The 22,241-nt window shown below is 71.9% G+C and carries 20 protein-coding genes; 14 read left to right on the forward strand and 6 right to left on the reverse strand.

Annotated features, from left to right (window positions below; translation table 11 throughout):
- Nucleotides 1–95: 95 nt before the first annotated feature.
- Together BLV01_RS22225 and BLV01_RS22230 are read left to right on the forward strand one after the other, a co-directional pair.
- Nucleotides 96–866 carry an SIMPL domain-containing protein gene (locus BLV01_RS22225; RefSeq protein ID WP_091805308.1) on the forward strand — a complete coding sequence of 257 codons (771 nt, stop codon included), beginning with the start codon at nucleotides 96–98 and terminating at the stop codon, nucleotides 864–866.
- 449 nt (nucleotides 867–1,315) lie between these two features.
- Nucleotides 1,316–2,419 (forward strand): PA0069 family radical SAM protein, encoded by a 1,104-nt coding sequence (locus BLV01_RS22230; protein WP_175486201.1) that lies wholly within the window; start codon nucleotides 1,316–1,318, stop codon nucleotides 2,417–2,419.
- Between the two features lie 134 nt (nucleotides 2,420–2,553).
- On the opposite strand, the gene BLV01_RS22235 is transcribed toward BLV01_RS22230, so the two are convergent.
- Nucleotides 2,554–4,122 (reverse strand): MFS transporter, encoded by a 1,569-nt coding sequence (locus BLV01_RS22235; protein ID WP_091805311.1) that lies wholly within the window; start codon nucleotides 4,120–4,122, stop codon nucleotides 2,554–2,556.
- Between the two features lie 128 nt (nucleotides 4,123–4,250).
- Between BLV01_RS22235 and BLV01_RS22240 the strand changes: the two genes are divergently transcribed.
- The 3 genes from BLV01_RS22240 to BLV01_RS22250 all read left to right on the forward strand — a co-directional run bounded on the left by BLV01_RS22240 (nucleotide 4,251) and on the right by BLV01_RS22250 (nucleotide 7,549).
- Complete coding sequence (locus tag BLV01_RS22240; protein WP_091805314.1) at nucleotides 4,251–5,153, forward strand: LysR family transcriptional regulator; 903 nt, start codon at nucleotides 4,251–4,253, stop codon at nucleotides 5,151–5,153.
- A gap of 444 nt (nucleotides 5,154–5,597) precedes the next feature.
- Nucleotides 5,598–6,434 (forward strand): lysozyme inhibitor LprI family protein, encoded by an 837-nt coding sequence (locus tag BLV01_RS22245; protein ID WP_139179071.1) that lies wholly within the window; start codon nucleotides 5,598–5,600, stop codon nucleotides 6,432–6,434.
- A 14-nt stretch (nucleotides 6,435–6,448) separates the two neighbouring features.
- Nucleotides 6,449–7,549 carry a lysozyme inhibitor LprI family protein gene (locus tag BLV01_RS22250; protein ID WP_091805321.1) on the forward strand — a complete coding sequence of 367 codons (1,101 nt, stop codon included), beginning with the start codon at nucleotides 6,449–6,451 and terminating at the stop codon, nucleotides 7,547–7,549.
- Between the two features lie 223 nt (nucleotides 7,550–7,772).
- Here BLV01_RS22250 and BLV01_RS22255 read toward each other — a convergent pair whose 3' ends face one another.
- The 4 genes from BLV01_RS22255 to BLV01_RS22265 form a co-directional block, all read right to left on the reverse strand.
- A complete protein-coding gene (locus BLV01_RS22255; RefSeq protein ID WP_091805324.1) occupies nucleotides 7,773–9,683 on the reverse strand; it encodes a M4 family metallopeptidase in 1,911 nt (636 codons plus the stop codon).
- 293 nt (nucleotides 9,684–9,976) lie between these two features.
- The gene (locus tag BLV01_RS25910) at nucleotides 9,977–10,165 is read right to left on the reverse strand and encodes a hypothetical protein (protein WP_139179073.1); all 189 of its coding nucleotides are present in this window, start codon (nucleotides 10,163–10,165) and stop codon (nucleotides 9,977–9,979) included.
- A gap of 40 nt (nucleotides 10,166–10,205) precedes the next feature.
- Entirely contained in the window at nucleotides 10,206–10,424 is a 219-nt protein-coding gene (locus BLV01_RS22260; protein WP_091805327.1) for a hypothetical protein, read from the reverse strand.
- Nucleotides 10,425–11,092: 668 nt separating this feature from the next.
- Nucleotides 11,093–12,889: an SLC13 family permease gene (locus BLV01_RS22265; protein WP_091805330.1), complete on the reverse strand. Its 1,797-nt coding sequence runs from the start codon at nucleotides 12,887–12,889 to the stop codon at nucleotides 11,093–11,095.
- A gap of 125 nt (nucleotides 12,890–13,014) precedes the next feature.
- Here BLV01_RS22265 and BLV01_RS22270 point away from each other — a divergent pair, with 125 nt between their 5' ends.
- The 3 genes from BLV01_RS22270 (at nucleotide 13,015) to BLV01_RS22280 (ending at nucleotide 16,676) form a co-directional block, all read left to right on the forward strand.
- Entirely contained in the window at nucleotides 13,015–14,199 is a 1,185-nt protein-coding gene (locus BLV01_RS22270) for a sensor histidine kinase (protein WP_091805334.1), read from the forward strand.
- Nucleotides 14,192–14,626: a response regulator gene (locus tag BLV01_RS22275; protein ID WP_031374300.1), complete on the forward strand. Its 435-nt coding sequence runs from the start codon at nucleotides 14,192–14,194 to the stop codon at nucleotides 14,624–14,626. Before BLV01_RS22270 ends, BLV01_RS22275 begins: the two co-directional genes overlap by 8 nt.
- Nucleotides 14,627–15,248: 622 nt before the next feature.
- Entirely contained in the window at nucleotides 15,249–16,676 is a 1,428-nt protein-coding gene (locus BLV01_RS22280; RefSeq protein WP_175486203.1) for an APC family permease, read from the forward strand.
- Between the two features lie 19 nt (nucleotides 16,677–16,695).
- On the opposite strand, the gene BLV01_RS22285 is transcribed toward BLV01_RS22280, so the two are convergent.
- Nucleotides 16,696–17,439, reverse strand: coding sequence for a 2OG-Fe(II) oxygenase (locus tag BLV01_RS22285; protein WP_091805339.1), 744 nt, complete (start codon nucleotides 17,437–17,439; stop codon nucleotides 16,696–16,698).
- Between the two features lie 434 nt (nucleotides 17,440–17,873).
- On the opposite strand from BLV01_RS22285, the gene BLV01_RS22290 reads away from it, so the two are divergent.
- The 6 genes from BLV01_RS22290 (at nucleotide 17,874) to BLV01_RS26465 (ending at nucleotide 22,240) form a co-directional block, all read left to right on the forward strand.
- Complete coding sequence (locus tag BLV01_RS22290; RefSeq protein WP_139179076.1) at nucleotides 17,874–18,341, forward strand: hypothetical protein; 468 nt, start codon at nucleotides 17,874–17,876, stop codon at nucleotides 18,339–18,341.
- Entirely contained in the window at nucleotides 18,338–18,961 is a 624-nt protein-coding gene (locus BLV01_RS22295) for a hypothetical protein (protein WP_091805346.1), read from the forward strand. Before BLV01_RS22290 ends, BLV01_RS22295 begins: the two co-directional genes overlap by 4 nt.
- A gap of 57 nt (nucleotides 18,962–19,018) precedes the next feature.
- Entirely contained in the window at nucleotides 19,019–19,780 is a 762-nt protein-coding gene (locus BLV01_RS22300) for a hypothetical protein (protein WP_091805351.1), read from the forward strand.
- A gap of 59 nt (nucleotides 19,781–19,839) precedes the next feature.
- Complete coding sequence (locus BLV01_RS22305) at nucleotides 19,840–20,652, forward strand: hypothetical protein (protein WP_091805354.1); 813 nt, start codon at nucleotides 19,840–19,842, stop codon at nucleotides 20,650–20,652.
- A 76-nt stretch (nucleotides 20,653–20,728) separates the two neighbouring features.
- On the forward strand, nucleotides 20,729–21,472 hold the full coding sequence (locus BLV01_RS22310) for a C39 family peptidase (protein ID WP_091805357.1): 744 nt from the start codon (nucleotides 20,729–20,731) through the stop codon (nucleotides 21,470–21,472).
- 27 nt (nucleotides 21,473–21,499) lie between these two features.
- On the forward strand, nucleotides 21,500–22,240 hold the full coding sequence (locus BLV01_RS26465; RefSeq protein WP_091805360.1) for a hypothetical protein: 741 nt from the start codon (nucleotides 21,500–21,502) through the stop codon (nucleotides 22,238–22,240).
- Nucleotide 22,241 lies beyond the last annotated feature (1 nt).

Below are 22,241 nucleotides of genomic sequence, written 5' to 3' on the forward strand. Positions count from 1 at the left end.
GCGGCCGGCAACCGCCGTCTGCCCCGCCTCGACCCCGCCGCCGCCGCCCGTGCGTTGGCCCATGACCGTCCTTCGCGACCTGTTGGAGCAAGCCCATGCCGCGCCTCGCCTGCTGGTTGTTGTCCTGCGCCCTGCTCGCCGCCATACCGGCCGCCGCGGTGCCCGCCGCGTACCCGCCGGCGCCCGGCCCGGAGGCGCGGCTGATCAGCGTGTCCGGTTCGGCCGAGATCAAGGTGCCGCCGGACGAAGTGCTGTTGAGCGTCGGCGTGGAATCGCGCGCGACCGGCCTGGACGAGGCCCGGCGCGAGAACGACAAGAACGTGGCCAAGGCGCTGGCGTTCCTGCGCGCGCACGGCGTGCCCGACAAGGACGTGCAGACCGACTACCTGGCGATCGAGCCGCAATACAGCGACCAGCACGACCTGGCCAGCCAACTGCGGCCGCAGTTCTACATCGTGCGCAAGAGCATCGGCGTGCGCCTGGCCCGGGTCGACGCGTTCGAGCCGGTGCTGGCGGGGCTGCTGGCCAACGGCGTGCAGCACGTGCACGGGATCGAGTTCCGCACCTCGCAACTGCGCAAGCACCGCGACGCGGCGCGCGCGTTGGCGATCCGCGTCGCGCAGGACAAGGCCGACGCCCTGGCGCGCGAGCTGGGCGTGCGCCGCGGCGCGGTCTACAGCGCCTCGGAATCGTATTCCGGCGGCTGGTGGCGCGGCGGCGGCTGGGGCAACTTCGGCGGGCAGGCGTTGCAGAACGTGGTCCAGCAGGGCGGCAGCGACGGCGGCGACGGCGGCGAGGGCAGCGCGCTGGCGGTGGGCCAGATCAGCGTCAATGCGACGGTCAACGCGAGCTTCGCGATCGACTGAGCCCACGGCGCTTTTTTGTAGGAGCGGCGCGAGCCGCGACCGCGACAGCGCACAAACGCCGGAAGCCGTCGCTGGCCCGGCGATGCAGCGCATCGCAAGGTCCGACGCGAGCCCGCAGCCCCGCGGTCGCGGCTTGCGCCGCTCCTACAAGGGTAGCCAGAACCCTGTCGGCGTCGCGCTGCGTGGCGAGAAACAGAACGCCGGCAAGCTTGGGGATAACTAGTGGGCAGCGCTGTGCGCAAACCTGCGCAAAGCGATGGCTGGCGCGGGTTTTCCTGAACGGGGCCGGCTGGGGATAACTGCTGTCGATAAGGCTGAATGCGTTTATCCGCAGGCGCAGTTGTCCACACCCCCGGCCCCGATTCTTATCCACAGGCGTGGCTGAGCGCTTCAGCTGCCGCGCGGACCTGTCGCGTCCGCTGCGACGCCGCCGGCTTAGGCTGGGACGCATGGATTCGGCGCGCAAAACCCAGCTCTCGATGCAGCCGGCGGCGATCAAGGGCCGCGGCGCGGCCAGCTTCGTCGACGGCCGCTTCGCCGTGCGCACCGCCCACGGCGAGGACGACGGCTGGGGCTCGGTGTACGCAGACGCCGAACCGGCCTCGCGCGCCGACACCGTCGTCACCGAGGAAACCGCGCGCAGCATCATCAGCCGCAACGACTCGCCGGACATCGCCTTCGGCCAGTCGGTGAACCCGTACCGCGGCTGCGAGCACGGCTGCGTCTACTGCTTCGCCCGCCCCTCGCACGCCTACCTGGAGCTGTCGCCGGGCCTGGACTTCGAGACCCGGCTGTTCGCCAAGACCAACGCCGCCGAGCGCCTGCAGAACGAACTCGCGCGTCCCGGCTACCGCTGCGCGCCGATCGCGCTGGGCATCAACACCGATTCCTACCAGCCGATCGAGCGCCGCTTCCGCATCACCCGCGGGGTGATCGAGGTGCTCGACGCCTGCTCGCATCCCTTCAGCCTGATCACCAAGAACGCCTCGATCGTGCGCGATGTCGAGGTGCTGGCATCGATGGCGCAGCGCGGATTGGTGTCGGTGTATTTCTCGGTGACCACGCTCGACAACCAGCTCTCGGCGCGGATGGAGCCGCGCGCCTCGGCGCCGCATTCGCGGCTCAAGGCGATGCGCACGCTGGCCCAGGCCGGGGTGCCGGTGGGGGTGATGGTGGCGCCGGTGATCGCGATGATCAACGACGGCGAGATCGAGCGCATCCTCGAAGCCGCGCACGAGGCCGGCGCGCGCGCCGCCGGCTATGTGCTGCTGCGGTTGCCGCATGAGCTCAAGCAGGTCTGGCGCGACTGGCTGCGCCTGCACTACCCCGACCGCGCCGAACACGTGATGAGCCTGATCCAGCAGATGAGCGGCGGCAAGGACTACGACAGCCGCTTCGGCCACCGCATGCGCGGGCATGGGCCGTTCGCGCAGCTGATCGGGCAGCGCTTCCAGAAGGCGTGGAAGCGGCATGGGTTCGGACGCCTGCCGGCGCTGGACACCAGCCGGTTCGTCGCGCCGCGCAAGCCGACGCCGCAGATGGAGTTGTTCTGAGCGCGGCGATGCGGCGCGACCGGGAACAAGAGCGTCGGGGCTGAAGCCCCTCCCACAAGAGCCGCCGTCGCTTGGCGCCGCTGTTGTGGGAGGGCCTTCAGGCCCGACGCTTTTGTTTCAGATCGCCGGTGCCTTCAACCCGCAGCGTCCTCGCACAAAGCCTCGCCGGGAACAGCGTCCGGCGCTGCCGCATCCTCCGCCGGCCCCAGCAGCGCATGCACCATCCACGCCACCAGCACGGTCGCGCCGGCCAGCGCGTACATCAGCCACGCGAACGCGCTGTCGTAGGCCGCGCGCAAGGCCGCCGGCGCGAACTGCGGTAGCAGCGCCTGGGCGCGCACGGCGTCGCCGGTGGCCAGCCGTTGCGCGGCCTGGTTGAGCGCTTCGCCGGCGGCCGCGCCGCCCTGGCCGAGCCGCCACTGCAGCAGCCCGGCCAGCGCTGCGGCCACCACCGCCAGGGCGATGCCTTCGCCCGACACCCGGCTGGCGCCGAACACGCCCGCGGCCATGCCGGCGCGTTCCTTCGGCACCACGCTGATCGCCAGGCCGTCCATCAGGCCCCACGGAATCGCCGAGCCGGTGCCGATCAGCAGCATCGGCGCGATCAAGCCGGCGACCTCGCCGCGGCCGGCGGCCCAGCCGAGCCAGGCCAGGCCGGTCGCGGCCAGCAGCAGGCCCGACGCGCACAGGGTCGAGGCGGCGACGCGGTGGTTGAGCACCGCCGCCAGCATCGGCACCACCAGCATCGGCGCCGACAGCGCGATCATCATCAGCCCGGCGTCGAGCGTGCCCAGGCCGTGGATGCCGATCAGCCGCACCGGCAGCAGCACGATCAGCGCGAGGTAGCACAGCCCGGTGCCGATCGGCAGCAACTGCGCGCCGACGAAGCGCGGGTAGCGCAGCAGGCTCAGGTCGAGCATCGGCCGCTCGGCGCGGTTCTCGATCCGCACGAACCACACCAGCAGCGCCGCCGAACCGACCAGCGCGCCGAGCACCCACCGATCGCCCCAGCCGCGCTCGGGCGCTTGCAGCACGCCGATGGTCAGCAGCGCCAGCATCGCGGTGGAACTCAGGCTGCCGCGCCAGTCCAGGCCGCCGGCGTCGGGATCGCGCGATTCGCGCATGCGCGGCAGGCCGAACACGGTCGCCAGCAGCGCGATGGCCAGGCTCGACAGGAACACCGAGCGCCAGCCCTGCGCCTGCACCAGCCAGCCGGCCAGGCTCGGCCCGAACGCCAGGCCCAGGCCGAACGCGGTGCCGAGCAGGCTGAAGGCGCGGATCCGCGCCGGGCCGTGGAATTCCTGCGACAAGGCCGCGTTGCCGCCGGCCAGGGCCAGCGCCGCGGCGATGCCCTGCAGCACCCGCAGCGCGTTCAGCGCGGCCAGGCTCGGCGCCAGCGCCAGCAGCAGCGAGACCGCGGCGAAGGCGACGATGCCGACGGCGAACACGCGCTTGCGGCCGTAGGTGTCGGCGAGCGTGCCGGCGGCCATCAGGCAGCTGCCGAAGGCGAGCATGAAGGCGTTGGTCATCCAGTTCAGCGCCACCGGGCTGCCGCCGAGTTCGGCGGCGATGGCCGGGATCGCCACCGGCGGGGCGGTGAAGCTCAGCGGCAGCACCAGCCCGGCCAGGCAGATCGCGCCGAGGATCCAGAAACGGTCGTGGCGGCCGCGCGCGGGCGCGGCGGCGGGAGTCGATGCAGGCATGGGACAGGGCCGTGGGGGCGGTGCCACAGCTTAGGCAGGCCGCAATCGGCGAAAAACCCCGCATTGGTTCATGCTTTGCGGAGTAAACGGACATAATGCCCGCCTGTTCCTCCCCCGAGAACCGCCGCATGGACAAGCTCGGCAGCCTGCTCGCCTTCGTCCGCACCGCCCACGCGCGCAGCTTCGTCGCCGCCGCGCGCCAGCTCGGGGTCTCGTCCTCGGCGGTGGGCAAGAGCGTGGCCCGGCTGGAACAGCAGCTCGGCGTGCGCCTGCTCCAGCGCAACACCCGCAACGTCCAGCTGACCGAGGAAGGCCGCCAGTTCTACGAGCGCTGCAAGCCGCTGCTGGACGAGCTCGAAGACGCCGAGGCCGCGCTGACCCACGCCATGCAGGCGCCGCGCGGGCGACTGCGCATCGGCCTGCCGACCGTGGGCTACCGCTTCGTGATGCCGGTGCTGGGCGAGTTCCGCCAGCGGTATCCCGAGGTCGAGCTGGAACTGGACTTCAACGACCAGATCGTCGACGTCATCGACGGCGGTTTCGACGCGGCCATCCGCAGCGGCGACATGCCCGACTCGCGCCTGCGCGCGCGCCGGCTCGGCCCGTTCTGCTTCATGCTCTGCGCCGCGCCGCAGTACCTGGCCCGGCGCGGCGAACCGCGCGCGCCGGCCGACCTGGCCGGGCACGACTGCATCCACTTCCGTTTCGCCAACAGCGGCAAGCTGCAGGAATGGTCGCTGCGGCTGGCGCCCGGCGAGGCCGCGCCGCACCTGCCGGCGGCGCTGGTGTGCAACAACAGCGAAGCGGCGGTGCAGGCGGCGGTGCACGGGCTGGGCATCGTGTATTCGGTGGATTTCCTGGTCCGCGAGCACCTCGCCGCCGGCCGGCTGCAGCGGGTGCTGCCGGGGTTCGAGACCCAGCGCGGGCAGTTCTGGGCGCTGTGGCCGGCGCACCGGCACGTGTCGCCGAAGCTGCGGGTGTTCCTGGACTTCATCGGCGAGCGGCTGTTCCAGTACAAGCCGATCGCGTGAGCGGCGCCGTCGTGGCGGACGCGCCGGCGGGTTCGCGCGGGCGAATCGCTGGCCGAACCCGGCCGGAACTGGCCGACTCTGGCCGCAGCGCCGCCGCGGTGGCACGCGCGTGCGGCGTGGCCGACAATGCGGCCTGCGCGCCGCGGACCGGGCGCGCGGCGGTCGGATCGCGATCGCCGGTTTTCATTGGCACCGCGCGGGGCGAAAGCGCGTTCGCCGGGATGCGCCTGGCCAGGCGCGCGCTTGTCCACAGCGTCCCGTCGAATCCCCGCAGATCCACAACGCGCTCGGCGCACGCGCATCGGCCGAGCACGCTTACGTAAGGACGCCCCCGCAAGGATGCCCACGTCTCCGCTGTCCCCCGCCCTGCCGCCCGCTTCCGCGGCGATGCGCGACGCATCGCGCCGGGCCGTCCGCGCCTCCCTCTCCCTGCAAGGATTCCGCATGTTCCGATCCCACGCTTTGCGCGCCGGTGCGGCGCTGGCCCTGCTCGCCGTCGCCGGCCTCAGCCAGGCCGCCGGCTTCGATTGCCGGCGCGCGCGCACCCCGGTCGAAAAGATGATCTGCGCCGACGCCGAGCTGTCGCGCCTGGACAGCGAAATGAACGATCTCTACCGGCAGATCCGCGCCGAAACCCGCGGCGTCGACGGCGAGAGCGGCCGCGAGGTCGATCCGATCGCGGCGGAGAACGCGCGCTGGCTCGAAGGCCGCAACGAATGCCGCGACCCGGCCTGCATCCGCAGCGCCTACCAGCAGCGCATCGCGCAGATGCGCCGCGACTGGGCGCAGGCGCTGCCGGCGCCGGCCCAGGCCGCACCGGCCAAGGACAAGTACGACTATCGCTACGACCGCCACGGCGACTTCAAGGTCTTCATCGCCGACTTCCGCAAGGCGGTGGCCGCCGACGACCGCGCCGCAGTGGCGAAGATGACCGCGCGCCCGTTCGCCGACTTCAGCCACGGCAGCAGCTGCCTGCCCGGCAACGATCCCTGCGACGCGCAGCAGCGCAAGCAGTCGGCCAGCGCCCGCGACGCGGCCGAAGTGGTGGCCAAGTACGACCGCATCCTCACCGCCTCGGTGCGCGCCGCGCTCAAGGCCAACCGCGTGCGCGCGTATTCGCGCAAGCGCGATTCGGGCCAGGACGAGAACGGCGAAGTGCAGGCGCCGGGCGTCATCGAGCAGGGCGAGTACCTGCTGGAGAACGACGACATCTACAGCCAGCGCGTGTTCAAGCGCGTCGACGGCGTGTACAAGCTGCAGCGCATTCCGTTCTATTCCTGAGCCAGGACGCTTTCATGACGAACCCGTTTTTCCGCATCGCCACCGCCGCCGCGCTGCTCGCCGCGCCGCTGTTCTCCCACGCCGCTCCCGCCGCCTCGTTCGACGGCACCTGGCAGGCCTGCCAGCGCTACGACGGCGAGTTGTGGTGCCAGAGCCTGCAACTGGAGCAGCGCGGCGACCGGATCCGCGGCGCCTGGAACTGGCGCGCCAGCAATACCGGCGGCACCAACCTGTTCAAGGGCCGGGTGGTCGAAGGACGGGTCGAGTTCGATCCGGAAGGCTGCTCGATCGGCGCGAACGGTTGCGAACCGCGCACGCCGTCGAAACAGCCGAGCTACCTGCTGCAATGCGGCGCCGAGCTGCAATGGGGCGACGCGCAGACGACGGCGTGCAACGCCAAGATCGACGAGGGCTCGCGCTACCGCCGGGTCGCGCGCGACAAGATCGACGCGGTCGACTTCTCCGCCTACCGCTACCTCGACGACGGCCAGGCGCATCCTTCGTTCGACTGCGCCAAGGCCAAGACCCCGGTGGAGCGCGGCATCTGCGCCGATCCGGCCGCCGCGCGCACCGACTCGGCGATCGCCCACCTCTACGCCGGGCTGTTGCCGCGCTTCAGCGGCGAAGCGGTCAAGGGCCTGCGCGAGGACCAGCGCTGGTTCGTCGGCGTGCGCGACGCGGCCTACGAACGCGCCGATCGCGGCGAGCGCGCCCAGGTGCTGCGCGAGCAACTCGACAGCCGGCTCAAGGACCTGCAGCGTATCCGCGAGTACCCGCGCAAGGGCCTGGTCGGCGACTGGAACAACTTCGCCGGCGGCCTGGAAATCAGCCGCGACGCCAAGGGCGCGTACCGGGTGCGCGGCAACGCGGCCCATCCGCTCGACGGACGTTGGGTGTGCGATGCCGACCTCGGCGGCAGCGGCAGCGACGACCGCGTGCTCGCACGCGCCGACGGCGACGCCCAGGGCACCGGGCTGGAACTGACCCGCATCGGCAACGCCCTGCGCGTGCGGGAACTCGACGCCCAGGGCCAGCCGCATCCCGCGTCGGAGTTCTGCGGCCACAACGGCTCGTTCGATGGCTGGTACTTCCAGTCCATGCCGGGGCAGCGTTGATCGCGGGACGGCGCGAAGTCTTCCCGTAGGAGCGGCGCAAGCCGCGACCGCGGAGCATCGAGCCAGCGCCGTCACCCACGGTTCGCGGTCGCGGCTCGAGCCGCTCCTACAGTCGCTGACGTGCGACGACGAAAAACGCCGGGACTGAGGAAGTCCCGGCGTTCGGGTTTTCGATTCCGCGCCCGGACTTGGCGCCGGAGCCCGTGGCCCCGGCGCCGCCGGCTTACTGCTTGCAGCGCGCCGCGTCCGAGCCTTCCGGCAGGCCGACGTTCACCGCTTCCCACGCGCAGGCCACGGTCTTGACCGCGCTGGCCTTGAGCAGGCCGCGATCGACCAGGTCCTGGGCCGCGGTCTGGGTCGCCACGCGCGCATCCGGGTAGCTGGCCTGCGAGGTCAGGTACAAGGTGTTGGCGCGGTACCAGATCTGCCCGGCCACGGTCGGGGTCAGGCCCTTGAGCCCGGTCGCGCCGTTGCAGACCAGGTCGGACGGCAGCACGGTCTTGCGGTGTGACTTGGGCACCTTCTGGCCTTCGGCGAGCAGGTAGAAGAAGTGGTTGCCGATGCCCGAGGTGTAGTGCGGGTCTTCGCCGTCGAAGCCGCCGGCCGGGTAGCAGTCGAAGGAACCGTTGCCGTCGGCGTCGGTGTCCAGGCTCGGCTTGAACATGTAGCGCAGCGGCTTGCCGTCGAGCATCACGTTCTCGCCGATCAGGTAGTCCGGCGGGTCCTTCGGGCTGTTGTCGAAGAACTCGACCAGGGTGCCGTGGATGTCGGAGGTGGCTTCGTTGAGGCCGCCGGCGTCGCCGGAGTACAGCAGGCCCGAGGTCGCCTGGGTCACGCCGTGCGACATCTCGTGGCCGGCCACGTCGATCGCCACCACCGGGTTGGACACGCCGAAGTCGCCGTTGCCGTAGACCATGCGCTTGGCGTCGCCGTCCCAGAACGCGTTGGTGCCGCCGACGTCGATGAAGCCGAAGTAGGTGAAGGTGACGTTGACGAAGCTCTGCACGCCGACGCCGTCGCCGAAGATGCCGACGCGGTCGTAGAACTTCTTGTAGTAGTCCCAGGTGCGGGCCACGCCGTAATGCGCCTCGACGCCGGTGCGCTCGATGTTGGTCATCTGCTCGTTGCCCCAGACGTTGTCGGCATCGAACATCGCCGGCGCGCTGAAGTCGCCGCCGCCGAAGATCAGGTCGACCACGGTGCCGCCGGTGTTGTGGGTGCTGCCGCCGCCGCGCTTGTCGTCGCGCAGCAGGTAGCCCGGGCCGCGGCCGTCGCTTTCCTCGGCGCCGACCTTGGCGGTGGTGATGGTGACCTTGCCGCGGGTGATGGTGTAGCCCTCGGCCTCGGTGGATTCGGCGCTGTAGATGCGGCTGTCGCGGCCGAGCAGGTCGCCGTTGCCGGCATCGACGTAGAGCAGTTCGTGGACCGGGCGCTGGGCCTGGTTGAGGCCGCGGAAGGTCACCTCGAACGCCAGCGTCGGCTGGTTGTCCTTGGCGAAATAGACCATGCGCGACTTGGGTTGCTCAAGGAAGCGGCCGGCGAAGTGCGTGCCGGCATCGGCGATGGCCTGCGCGGAGGACAGCTTGGCCTTCGGCGCGGCGGCGCCGTTGCCGAGGGTGAGGTCGAGGGTCTTGCTGATCGAGGTCAGCAGGCCGTTGCGGGCGTGGGTGACCAGGTCGCCGCCGATCACCGGCAGGCCCTGGTAGTCGCGCTGGAAGCGCACGTGTTCGCTACCGTCGGCTTCGACGATCACGTCGCGCGGCTGATAGCTCTCGGCCGCCAGCGCGGTGTCGGCGCCGGCGCCGGACAGGCCGCGCGCGGCGGCGTTGCGGGCCTTGTCGGCCTGCAGCAGTCCGCGCGCGCGTTCGACCGCGGGATGGCGTTCCAGCTGCGCCGTCGGCGTCGCGCCCGAGCGCGCCGCGGCATCGGCGAAGGGATGTTCGAGGCTGGCGCGCGCGGTCGGCGCATGCGCGGCGTTGCGCGCGGTGGCGGTGGCGGCCTGCGCGCCGGCGCGGGTGCCGGCGGTGGCGTCGGCGGCGTCGCGGTCGCGCTGCGCGGTCACCAGCGCGGTCGCGGTGGTGCCGGTGATCGCGAGCAGGATCGATGCGGTAAGCACCTTGTGCTTGATGGACATGGATTGGGTCTCCGGGTCATGCAAAGCGAAAAGAGAAAGAAACGCGAAGCGCCGGTACGCGGCCGCAGCCGCGCACCTGGCGTTACTGCACAACGGCAGGGAGCGTGTTCGTGCCCAGCGGATGCGCCTTACGACGAGTGAAGACGCATCCGTTGCAGCGATTCCCCATTGCTGCGAACGCGACGGCATACGCATCCCCCCACCTTGCATGTGCGGTGTTGGCACGCAGGATCGGCGAAGTGGGATGCGCGTCTAACTGCGTGCGCGCGCGTTGCAACGACGACGTGATGCGGTCACGAAGTAGTTGCACGGCGGGATTTACGCGTTTGCGCGAAGTTCGCCGTGGCGTAGAGCGATGCGTAAAAACGCAAAAGGTCGGCGTTGCGATCCGGGCGGAAAGCATCGGGAGCGAAGTGCCTGCCACGACGGCGCAGAAGGATGTCGGTGCCGATGCGTTTGGTTTGCGCGGCCGGTCGGGCCACGTGCGCTGCTCGACGTCGATGCGGTCTCGGCCGCGCCGGTTCAGCGCGGCGGCGCGGGCATGATGTGCGACAGATAGATGCGGCTGTCTTCGAAGATCCGGATCGCCACCGCCACGCGCAGCTGCATCGACAGGTCGAACGCCTCGGCCTTGGCCGCGGCGGACGCCGACGCCGCATCGGCGAAGCGCTCGCCGGATACGTCGCACGACAGCGTGCGGCCGTGGTAGGTGGATTCGTTGAGTTGCACCGTGAAGATCATGACGCCCCGCGTGGATGGCGAACGAAGTAGCCCCGGCCCAGCTTCGCCGCGTGCTCAGGGCGGCGATCCATCGTGTGGCTGATCGCGCGAGCGACAGCGGTATTGAGCGGCGTCCGTTGGCGGCGCATGGATCGTGCTGCCGGGGCGCGCATAAAGTGACGCATGCCGCAGTTGTTTACCCTCGGGGGAACCCGAGGCGCGCTGTAGGAAATTTCTGACCAACCGCTCGCGAGGCGGTTCCGGCCCGCGGCCCGCGAGTCGTGGTATCGGCCCGGGTCCGGGCGATGCGTCCGTCCGGGCGGTGCAGCGGACGACGGTCGAAAACCGCGCCGCCGCACCCGCGCCGGTTGCCGTCGTCCTCGCCGCGCCACCGCGCCGATTCGATGAACGCCGGCTGTAACCGCTGGCGCCACCACGACTTTCGGCGGATCAACCGTGCCGCAAGCGCGCCTAACTTGGCCGTTGCCGCGCCATCGCGGCCGCCAAGGAACGCGCATGCCCGCCATCGCCAGGACGCCGGTCGCCGCCCCCGCCCGCTCGCCCCGGCGCGTTCGCGGGCGCTGGCTGGCCCTGGCCCTGCTGCTGGCCTGCGGCGCGGCGGCGGCGGCGACGACCGGCGCCGGCACGGTCAGCCTGGTCGCCGGCGAGATCGACCCGCGGGCGCTGCCTCAGCCGCCCGGCCAGAACGGACCGCCGAGCCAGAGCCAGCGCGCCATCCAGGCGCTGACCAAGGCGATGAGCACGGTCAAGGGCAAGCCGATGCGCAGGAAGTCGCTGAAGCGGTACTGGCCCGGGCCGAGGATGAGAAGGTTCCCGTGGTGACCGATCGGGGTCAGGAACGCCACCACCGCGCCCAGCGCCGTGCACACCACGAACGGCGTCGCCGGCAGGCCCAGCGACTGCGCCAGCGAAATCGCGATCGGCCCCAGCAACACCGTGGTCGCCGCGTCCGACAGGATCTGGGTCAGCAACGCGGCGACGGTGAACATCACCAGCAAGATCGCCAGCGGCGGCCAGCCGGCGATCACGTGCAGCATGCCCTGGGCGAGCAACTGCGCGGTGCCGGTCTGCTCCATCGCCACGCCGAGCGGAATCACGCCGGCGATCATCACGAAGATGCGCACGTCGATCTCGCGATAGGCCTGTTCGACATCGACGCAGCGCGTGGCCACCATCGCCACCGCGCCGAGCAGGAACGCCAGCGGCGCGGGCAGCCATTCGGTCGCCGCGGCGAGCACGGTCGCGGCCAGGATCGCCAGCGCGATCGGCGCGCGCAGCCGCCGCCGCGCTTCGCCGGCGAACGGCACCAGCATCAGGAAGCCGTGGTGCGCGGCCAGTTCGGCGAAGCGCGCCGGCCGGCCCCACAGCACCAGCAGGTCGCCCTCGCGCAGACGCGCGTCGGCCAGGCGCGGCGCGACCGCGCCCTGGCGCCGCCACAGCCCTGCGATCACCGCGTTGAACTGGCGGGCGAAGTCGAGCTCGCGCACGCTGCGGCCGACGAACTCCGAGCCCGGCGCGACCAGCGCCTGCACCAGCTGCGCCTCGCCGTCGCCCTGGGCGTGTTCGCCGAAGCGCGCGATCGCGTTGAGGTCCAGGCCGGCGTCGTCGTGCAGCGAGGCCAGCGCGTCGGCCGAGGCCTCCACCAGCAGGATGTCGCCGCTGATCAGCGGGCTGCTCGGGCCCAGGTCCTGGCGGCGCAGGCCGTCGCGCAGCCAGCCGGTCAGCACGAAGCGGTCGCCGAGCGCCTTCTGCAGTTCGGCCAGCGGCCGGGTGCTCCAGCGCGAGCCTTCCACCACCAGCAGCTCGGTGCGGTAGCGGTCCAGGCGCAGGTAGCCGTCGTCGCCGTGGTCGCCGCTGCGCTTGGGCAGGATCCAGCGCGCGGCCAGCATGTACAGCACGCCGACCACCACCAGCGCCAGGCCAATCGGGGTGATCGAGAAGATGCCCAGGCCGGGCGCGCCGGTGCGTTCGATCAGGTTGTCGGCGAGCAGGAAGGCCGGCGCGCTGACCAGGGTGAGCGTCGTGCCCAGCGACGCGGCGAACGACATCGGCATCAGCAGGCGCGAGGCCGACAGCCCGCGCGACTTCGCGAACCGGGTCAGGATCGGCAGCATCATCGCCGTGACCATGACGTGGTGGGTGAACGAGGACAGCGCCGCCACCGCCGGCATGGTCACCGCGATCGCGCGGCCCTCGCTGTGGCCGGCGGCGCGGCCGATCCACTGGCCCAGGCGCTCGGTGATGCCGGTCGCGGCCAGGCCGCCGGAGATCACGAACACCGCCGCGACGATGATCGCCGGCTCGCTGGCGAAGCCCGACAGCGCCTGCTTGGCGTCGAGCACCCCGGTCAGCACCAGCGCCAGCAAGGTCAGCATGGCGGTCACGTCCACCCGCAGGCGCTCGCTGACGAACAGGTACAGGGCGGCGCCCAGGATCAGGAGGAAAGCGATCTGAGAAAAGTCCATGCCCGCGATTGTGCGGGACTTGGCCGTGTCCGCGCCGTGTGCGCCGTCTACCCTGCCGTCACGACCGCATTGGCTACACTTCCCGGTCAATTCGACGCCGATGGCCGACGCTACGCGCCAAGCCGATGAACCTGCCGCATCCCCTGCCGCCCACGCTGTCCGCCGGAGACGATCCTGCGGCCGCCGATGGGCGTTTCCGCGAGGCGATGAAGGCGTCCAACATCGGCATGGCGATCGTCTCGCTCGACGGCGTATGGCTGGAGCTCAACCCGGCGCTGTGCGCGATGCTGGGCTACCGCGTGGAGGAATTGCGCGGCCACCATTACAGCGAAGTGACCCACCCCGACGACCTGGCGATCAGCCAGAACCTGGTCGCGGCGCTGGTCAGCGGCGAGCTGGCCTCGGTGGACGAGCACAAGCGCTACCTGCACCGCGACGGGTCCGAGCTGTGGGTGCAGCTGAACGTGGCGGTGATGCGCGATGAAGACGGCGCGCCGCGCTATTTCATCTCGCACATGCGCGACATCCGCGGCGAGCGCGAGGCCGGCATCGCCCTGAGCGCGCGCGTGGCCGAACACGGCGCCGCGCTGGACGCCTCGCATCGCCAGCTGCAGCTGTTCGCCGACGCGGTCGCCCACGACCTGCGCGCGCCGCTGCGTTCGATCGAAAGTTTCTCGGCGTTGCTCGCCGACCGCGCCAGCGAGCGCCTGAACGAGACCGACCGCGACTACCTCGCGCGCATCCGCGCCGCCGCCTCGCGCATGACCGGGCTGCTGGCGATGCTGACCGAGCTGTCGCACGTGACCCGCGCGGAGATGCGGATCGCGCCGGTGGATTTGAGCCTGCTCGCCGACTGGGTCGGCGCCGAGCTGCAGGACGCCGACCCGGCGCGCCGCGGCGAGGTCGAGGTGCAGCCCGGGCTGCAGGTCGAGGGCGACGAGCGCCTGCTCAAGGTCATGTTCACCCAGCTGATGCACAACGCCTGGAAATTCTCCGGCGTGGCGGCCGACGCGGACGCGCCGGTGCGGATCGAGGTCGCCGGCGAGGTCCGCGGCGGCGTCCTGGCCCTGACCGTGCGTGATCACGGTAGCGGTTTCGACATGCGCTATGCTCACAAGCTGTTCGAGCCCTTCCAGCGCCTGCACGGGCCGGACCAGGGCGGCGGCCACGGCCTGGGGCTGGCGATCGCGCAACGGGTGGCCGAACGCCACCGCGGCCGCCTGCGCGCCCAGTCCGAGCCCGGCCGGGGCAGTACGTTCACAGTGGAGTTGCCGCTCGTGTCCAGCGGCGAGGAAGACGCAGATGCATAAGGAGATCCTGCTGGTCGAGGACAACCCCGACGACGTCGAGCTGACCCGGCTCGCCTTCGACGAGGCCAAGATCGCCAACAGGCTGGTGGTGATGGGCGACGGTGCCGAGGCGCTGGATTACCTGTTCGCCCGTGGCCGCTATTCCGACCGCGACCCCAACGATCTTCCCTCGATCGTGCTGCTGGACCTGAACCTGCCCAAGGTTGACGGCCGCGAAGTGCTGCAGGCGATCCGCGCGCACGAACCCACCCGCACCCTGCCGGTGGTGGTGCTGACCACCAGCACCGAGCCGTTCGACGTCGAGGCCAGCTATGCGCTCGGGGTCAACAGCTACATCCAGAAGCCGGTGGATTTCGAACAGTTCGTCTGGGCGGTCAAGCAGGTCGGGCTGTACTGGCTGGTGCTGAACCACCCGCGCAATCCCTGAGACCGGCGCGCCCGCGCCGATCGCGCGGGGCCATCGGCGGACGTGTCCGCCGGCGAAGCGGTACCGGGCCCGGCCCGGCGGGTTTGCGGCGTATCCCATGAACTTCACCGGCGCGGCGAGCGCCCGCGGGACCGCTCGAACGCCGGTCGCGCGGCGCGTTGCCGCCCTGCGCGTTCAGCGCCGTTCGGCCCGCGCGCGTGGCCGCGGACACCGCAGCCGCCTCGGCACGCACCGGCAGGCGAACGGCCACGCCGACGTTCGAGCGGGCCACGCGCCAGGCGACGCCCGGCCGACGGATGTGCCGACATGCGTACGCACGAACGAGCCGACGCACGCGCCGCGTTGCCGGCCGACGCACGGGCCGATTGGCGTCGATGGACGGCGACGGCGAGCGTCGCCCTGATCCTTCAGGCACAAAAAGAACCGCAAAAAAGCACTCACTCGCCGCATCGATGCAATGCGGCGCACCGATTGCGTGTCCGTCTAACGCCCCGTTTCCACGATAACTCCAGTGCATCTGCTCATCGGCGCCGACCACGGTGGCCGGGGGCAGCCACCTAGGCGAGGATCGAAACCGATGCGCCCGCGCGCAGTCATGCGCCGGGCCGGTCAGGGGGAACGGATGGACGATACAGCCAAGCAACGTTTGAAGGCCGGCTCGGTGGGGTGGGTGCGGATCTTCGCATTCGTGTTCGCCACCACCGGGCCGATGATCGGATTGGTCGGCGCGGTGCCGGTCGGGCTGACCCAGGGCAACGGCATCGGCCTGGCCGGTTGCTTCCTGCTCGTCGGCGCGGCCTACCTGGTGTTCACCGTCGGCTTCGCGGCGTTGGTGCGGCAGGTGATCGATGCCGGCGCGTTCTATGCCTGCGTCGCGCGCGGGCTGTCGCCGTCGGCGGGACTGGTCACGGCGGGGTTCGCGGTCACCGCCTACATGGCTTTGCAACTGTGTTGCTACGTGCTGATCGGATTCTTCATCGAACAGCTCAGTCTGCGCCTGCTCGGCGAGGGCTGGCCGTGGTGGTTCAACGCCTTGCTGGTCAACGCGGTGGTGCCGTTGTGCAGCCAGCGCAACCTCGTGTTCGCCGCGTGGCTGATCGGCGCGCTGGCGCTGGCGGAGTTCGCGATGATCGCCGCCTTCGCGGTTTCGGTGCTGGCGCACGGCGGCGGCCCGCAGGGCCTGAGCGCGGAGCCGTTCGCGCCGGCGCGGGTGTTCTCGGCCGGCTTCGGCGCGGCGATGGCGTTCGCGGTGGCGTCGTTTTCCGGCTTCGAGACCGCCGCGGTCTACGCCGAGGAAGCGCGCGCGCCGCAGCGCAACGTGCCGCGCGCGTTGTACGCGGCGATCTTCGCCGTCGCCTTGTCGACCACGGTCGCGGTGTGGACTTTGATCGCCGCCTACGGCCCCGACCGCGTCGTGGACGCGGCCTGGCACCATCCGGGCGAGCTGTGGTTCGCGGTGGCGCCGAATTTCGTGCCCGCCGGCGTCGCCGCGGCGATGGCGGGCCTGCTGTTGACCAGCCTGTTCGCGGCCATCGTCGCCCTGCAGAACGTGGTCTCGCGCTATCTCTACGCGCTGGGCCGCGACGGCGCGATCTGGCCGACGCTGGCGCAGATGCACCCGGTGCAGGAAACGCCGTACATCGCCAACCTGGTCCAGGCGATGGTGTCGATCCTGATGCTGTCGGCGCTGGGCTTGGTCGAACAGGACCCGCTGCGCATCGCGCTGGGCTCGGTTTCGGCGCTGGCCGCGGCCAGCCTGCTGTGCGCGCAGATTCTCACCAGCCTGGCGGTGATCGGCTACTTCCGCGCCCACGGCGGCGGCGGCGCGCTGGCGACGCGGATCGCGCCGGCGTTGAGCGTGTTGGCGTTGTCGGCGCTGCTCGGCACCATCCTGGCCAACCTGCGGCTGCTGACCGGCGGCAGCGACGCGGCGGCCTGGTCGATCGTAGCCGCGCTGGCGGGCATCGCCGTGCTGGCCGCGCTGTATGCCGCGGCGCTGAAGCGGCGCGCGCCGGCCGTCTACGCCGCGCTCGGCCGCGGCGGCCGCTGAGCGCGCGCCGCCGCGATGCTCAGCCGGCGGCGTACAGGCGTTCGGCGCGTTGGAACAGGATCCAGCTGGTGGCGATGTACTTGTCGCCGCCCTTGGGCCGGTTGCCGCGATGGGTGTGGGTGAAGGCGGCCGGCGCGATCAACAGGTCGCCGGCGCGCGGGGCGATCTTGCGGCGCTGGTAGAGGAACTCGGTCTCGCCTTCCTCGAAGCCGTCGTTGAGGTAGATCGTCCACAACACGTGGCGGTGCAGGGTGTCGGCGTGCGCGTCGCGCGGATACAGCTCGCAATGCCAGTAGGGATAACCGCCGCGGTTGGCGGTGTAGCGCTGCAGGTTGATCGCGCCGGGGCGGAACACGGTCTGCGCGACCGGCGACAGCGCGCTGTCGTCCATCTGCGCCATGCGTTCGGCGGTGATGCGATGGCGCTTGCCGTCGGCGTCGGGCGTTTCCAGCATCAGCGGCGCGATCATCGTGTGCGGATAGCGGCGCAGGTACTGCAGCAGGCCGCGGAACACCGCCAGGTTCAAGGTCTGCTCGACGTCCTTCCAGCCGTCGCGGCCGGTGATGGTGATGTCGCGGCTGTCCTTGAGGTCGGGCATCACCCCGCCGCCGACGCGGCCGGGCTCGCTGTCGCGGCTGGCGTCGAAGCGGCGCACCAACTGCTCGCATTGCTCGCGCGTGAGCGCCTGTGGATAGACCTCGATGAAATCGTCGCCGGCGGCGGCGGGCAGCGGTTCGTGGACGGCGTCGGCGGGCGATGACATGGCGGGGGCGGGCGAAAGCAAGCGAAGTCCCGATCCTCGCACGTGCGCACGAGGTTGCGGAAACGCAACGGCGCCGGCGCGGCCGCGATGTTGCGACCGCACGCACGCGGCGAAGGCCCGCTGCGTCTGCGCTGCGCGGTCGCGGCCGCCCAAGCTGACCGGGGACGGCCGCGCCTGGACGCGGCCGCGGTGCGTTGCGCCGGCGCAACGGTTTTCCCGCGCGGCGCCGGCCAAGCCGCCGCGGCGCGCGGGAAAGCGCTTTGTATTCAAGCGCTTGCAAAGTTGGCACGGGTCTGGCGTAGGACCTCTCGCCGGCCGCGATTGCTCCGCTGCCGGCGTTTCGAGCATCCCCCGTCTCGGAGTCCGCCATGCGCCCGTCCGTCTCCCCCGTCGCCGAAGTCCGCGCCGTCCGCGTCCGCCGCCACATGCCTGCCGTGGCCGCGCTCGTCCTCGTGCTGGCCCTGCCCCTGCCCGAGGTGCGCGCGGCCGGGCCCGGCGCCGACACCACCGTGGTGATCGCCCGCACCGTCCACCCGCGCATCGCCTACCGGGCGCTGCCGGCGCAGGACAACCCGGTGCGCACCGAGGCGACCACGTTTCCGGGCCAGGTGTTCCACGCCACCCTGGCGCGTTCGCTGGCGCCGCTCGACGATGCCGCGCTCGGCCAACACGGCTCCGGCGGCGTGCGCGCCGCTGCGGCCACCGATGCGGCGAACGCGATGTGGGCGCCCACAGTCGGCGCGGGGGCGGGCGCGGCGTTCGCCGGGGCGGGCGCGTCGGCGCCGCTCGGCGCCAGCGCCAGCGTCGGCGGTGCGGTGCTCGGCGCCACCGTCGGCCTCGGCGACACCCTTACCGGCGCGGTCATGCAGGCGCTGGCGCCGCCGCCGGGGAGCGGGCGGTGAACGCGCGCCCGCGTCCGCGGCGCCACGCGGCGCTGTGGCTGGCCGGTTGCCTGTTGGCGACGGCGATCGCCGGCGACGGCCGCGCCCAGCGCGCGCCGCTGGACCGCGCCGAGATCGGCGCGGCCGGCCGCGGCCTCGACGGCCGCGCGGCGATCAACCAGGCCGCCGGCGCCGGCAACGCGCAGGCCAACCAGGCCGCGTTGTCGCTGGCGCCGGGCGGACTCGCCATCGCCGCCGCGCGCGCCGGACAGCGAGTCGAACCCGCCGGCGCCGCGGCGCTGGCCCGCGCCGCACAGGCGCGCATCGGCGCCGGCGCCTTCGACGGCGCCCACGGCCTGCTTCAGCTCAACCAGGCCGCCGGCGCCGGCAACGCCCAGCTCAACCGCTTCGCCTTGGCGCGCGGCGCGGTCGCTGCGCTCGACGATGCCGCGCTCGCCGCCGTCGCCGGTCCGCCGGCCGAGGCCGCGCCCGCGCGCGCCGCGTCCGGCGCGCGCCAGGCCGCCATCGCCGCGGACGCGTTCCGCGGCGGCCGCGGCGTGCTGCAACTCAACCAGACGGCGGGGACCGGCAACGCTTCGGTCAACGCCATCGTGCTCCGACTGCCGGGGAGCGCTCCATAAAAAAACCACAACGGCGGAACGCAGTCGCGACACCCACCACCCTTCAGGAGAGAGACCATGAAAGCGCAACTGACCCTGCTCGCCCTCGCCCTGGCCGTCGCCGCGCCGGCCTATGCCGAAGGCGACGACGCCCGCATCCACAGCGACACCTCGGTGAGCAACCGCATCCACGTCGGCGGCCACGTCGGCGTGCGCGGCAAGATCCGGGTCGCGTCCGAATCCGCCGCGACCGTGGACCAGGACCAGAACACCGTGGGCAACAGCTCGCTCGGCGACGGCGACCACGACGCCCGCCTCGGCGGCAGCGCGCTGTCCAACGCGCAGGGCAACATCGGCGCCAACGTCGCCGCCGGCGTCGGCAACGCGCAGAGCAACGACACCGCGCTGTCGGCGGTGGACGGGCAGAAGGTGTTCGCCTCGGCGATGGTGTTCAACGACCAGAAGACCGCGTTCAACTACGCCACGTCGAGCCAGCAGGACACCTACTACGACGCCACCCTCGACGGCAGCGCGCTGTCCAGCGCCAAGGGCAACATCGGCGTCAACGTCGGCGCCGGCGTCGGCAATGCGCAGAGCAACGGCATGGCCGCCTCGGTCAACAGTTCCGGCACTCTGGCCAAGGCCGCCTCCGACAGCGAGCAGCACAGCTGGCTCAACGAACTGGCCGCGGCCTGCGACCTGGACACCTTCGCCACCCTCGCCGGCAGCGCGCTGTCGGGCGCGCAGGGCAACATCGGCGCCAACGTCGCCGCCGGCGTCGGCAACGCCCAGCACAACGGCCTGTCCATCGCTACCGCGTCCTGCGGCAGCTGCCAGTGACGCGCGTGCGGCCGCGGCGGCACGCGCCGCCGCGGCCGCGCTCCCGACGGAGAACCCCGATGAAACTCATGCATTCCCTGCTCGCACTCGCGCTCGCGGCGCTGGCCTCGCCGGCCTATGCCGAGGGCGACGACGCCCGCATCCACAGCGACACCTCGGTAAGCAACCGCATCCAGGTCGGCGGCCGCGTCGCGGTCAAGGGCCGGATCCGGGTCGCGTCCGAATCGGCCGCGACCGTGGACCAGGACCAGCACACCCTGAGCAACGGCTCGCTCGGCGACGGCGACCACGACGCGCGCCTGGGCGACAGCGCGCTGTCCAACGCCCAGGGCAACCTCGGCGCCAACGTCGCCGCCGGCGTCGGCAACGCGCAGAGCAACGACACCGCGCTGTCGGCGTTGGACGACGAGAAGGTGTTCGCCTCGGCGATGGTGTTCGGCGCGCAGAGCGCGCTCGGCAACTTCGCCACCACCAACACCGACCACACGTTCTACCGCGCCACCCTCGACGGCAATGCGCTGTCCAACGCCCGCGGCAACCTCGGCGTCAACGTCGCCGCCGGCGTCGGCAACGTCCAGGGCAACGGCATGGCCGCCTCGGTCAACAGCTCCGGCACCGTGGCGCTGGCGACCTCCGACAGCGAGCAGCGTTCGCTGGCCAACGTCCTGGACAGCGACGGCCGTCGCCTCAGCCTGGACCTGTACGCCTCGCTCGGCGGCAATGCGCTGTCCGGCGCGCAGGGCAACATCGGCGTCAACGTGGCTTCCGGCGTCGGCAACCTGCAGCACAACGGCCTGGCGATCGCGACCGCGTCCTGCGGCGCCTGCGCTCCGCCGCCGCCGCCGCCGAGCTGCACCCGTTGCGGCGACTGACCTCCCCCCGCCGCACCGCGATGGCCGCGCGACGGCCATCGCGGCCTTGCCGCCGTTTTCCTGCGGATGCCCCGCCATGACCGCCTCGCCCGCCCGCGCCGCCTCGTTCGCCCTGTTGTTCGCGCTCGCCCATGCCGGCGCCGCGCCGGCGCAAACCGCCGCTGCGCCCGGCGAGCGCTACAGCGCGGTCGATCTCACCCGCCTCACCGGCGCTACCGCGACGCCGCTGCGCAAGCCGATGCGCAGCCTGCGCGAGCTGCGCTACCGCGAACTGCTGCGCCAGCGCTACGACTTCAGCTGCGGCTCGGCCGCGCTGGCCAGCCTGCTGCACTACGGCTACGGCCTGGACGTCGACGAGCCGGCGCTGATCGAAGCGATGATGGCCGGCGCGGATCCGCACGAAGTGGTGCGCAACGGCTTCTCGATGCTGGACATGAAGCGCTACGTCGAAGGCATTGGCCTGCGCGCGCACGGCTTCCGCATCGACGCCGACGCGCTGTACCGGCTGCAGATGCCGGTGATCGCGCTGCTCGATTTGCGCGGCTACCGCCACTTCGTCGTGGTCAAGGGCGCGGCCGGCGGACGCGTGTTCGTCGCCGATCCGGCGCTGGGCCACCGGGTGATGCCGCAGGCCGAGTTCGTGCGCGGCTGGAACGGCATCGTCCTGGCCGTGGTCGGCGACCGGCCGATGCGCGCGGATTCCTATCTGGTCGGCGATCGCAGCTCGCCGGCGCTGCAGCGGCGCGGCGACGCGCTCGAACGCGCCACCGCCGCGCCGCGCGCGGCCGAGTACGCGCTGACCCTCTCCGACTGGTTCTGATTCGCGAGATTTTCTTCGAGGTGCCCGATGAACCGTTTATCGCTCCCGCTTGCCCTGCTGGCGGCCCTCGCAGCCGCTTCCCCGCCCGCGGTCGCCCTGCCGCCGCTGCGCGCGGATCTGGTCGACGACGCCACCCTGGCCGCGCTCAACGGCCGCTATTTCGATGCGCAGATGCTGGTCGGCCTGCGCGTGGACCTGGTCTCCAGCGTCGCCACGCCGCAGCAGGGCGCGGCGATGGCCAGCGGTTCGCTGCTGTTGCTGCGCGAGGGCGCGGGCTTGCGCGTGCGCAGCGACGCGCGCAGCGCCGCCGCCGCCGGCAGCGGCGCGGACGCCTCGGCGGCGAGCGCCGGCGGGGCCGAATCGGTGCGCGTGCACGGCATCGGCCAAGTCGCGCAGATCGCCGGCGACGGCAACCGCCTGTCGAATCTGGCGTCGATCGAATTCGTCGACGCCGCGGGCTTGGCCGCCGACGCCGGCGGCTTCAACGGCCGCACCCACAGCGACAGCGCCGCCGGCGGCTTGCGCGCGCAGGTGACCTTCCTCGACCGCGGCGCCGCCGTCGGCGTGCAGGCGCCGGGCGTGTCGCTGCAACAACGCCTCGACGGCGGCCTGGGCGGCATCGCCCAAAGCGGCCGCATCGCCGGCGACGGCGTGGCCGCGGGCAACCGCCTGCAGCTGCAGATCGCGACCGCGCCGATGACGCCGCAGCGTGGGCGCGAACTCGGCCTGCTGCAGGCGCTCGCCGGCCTGAGCGGCGTGCCGCGCTGAA

The organism is Lysobacter sp. yr284 (assembly GCF_900107375.1).
Taxonomy (GTDB): Bacteria; Pseudomonadota; Gammaproteobacteria; order Xanthomonadales; family Xanthomonadaceae; genus Lysobacter.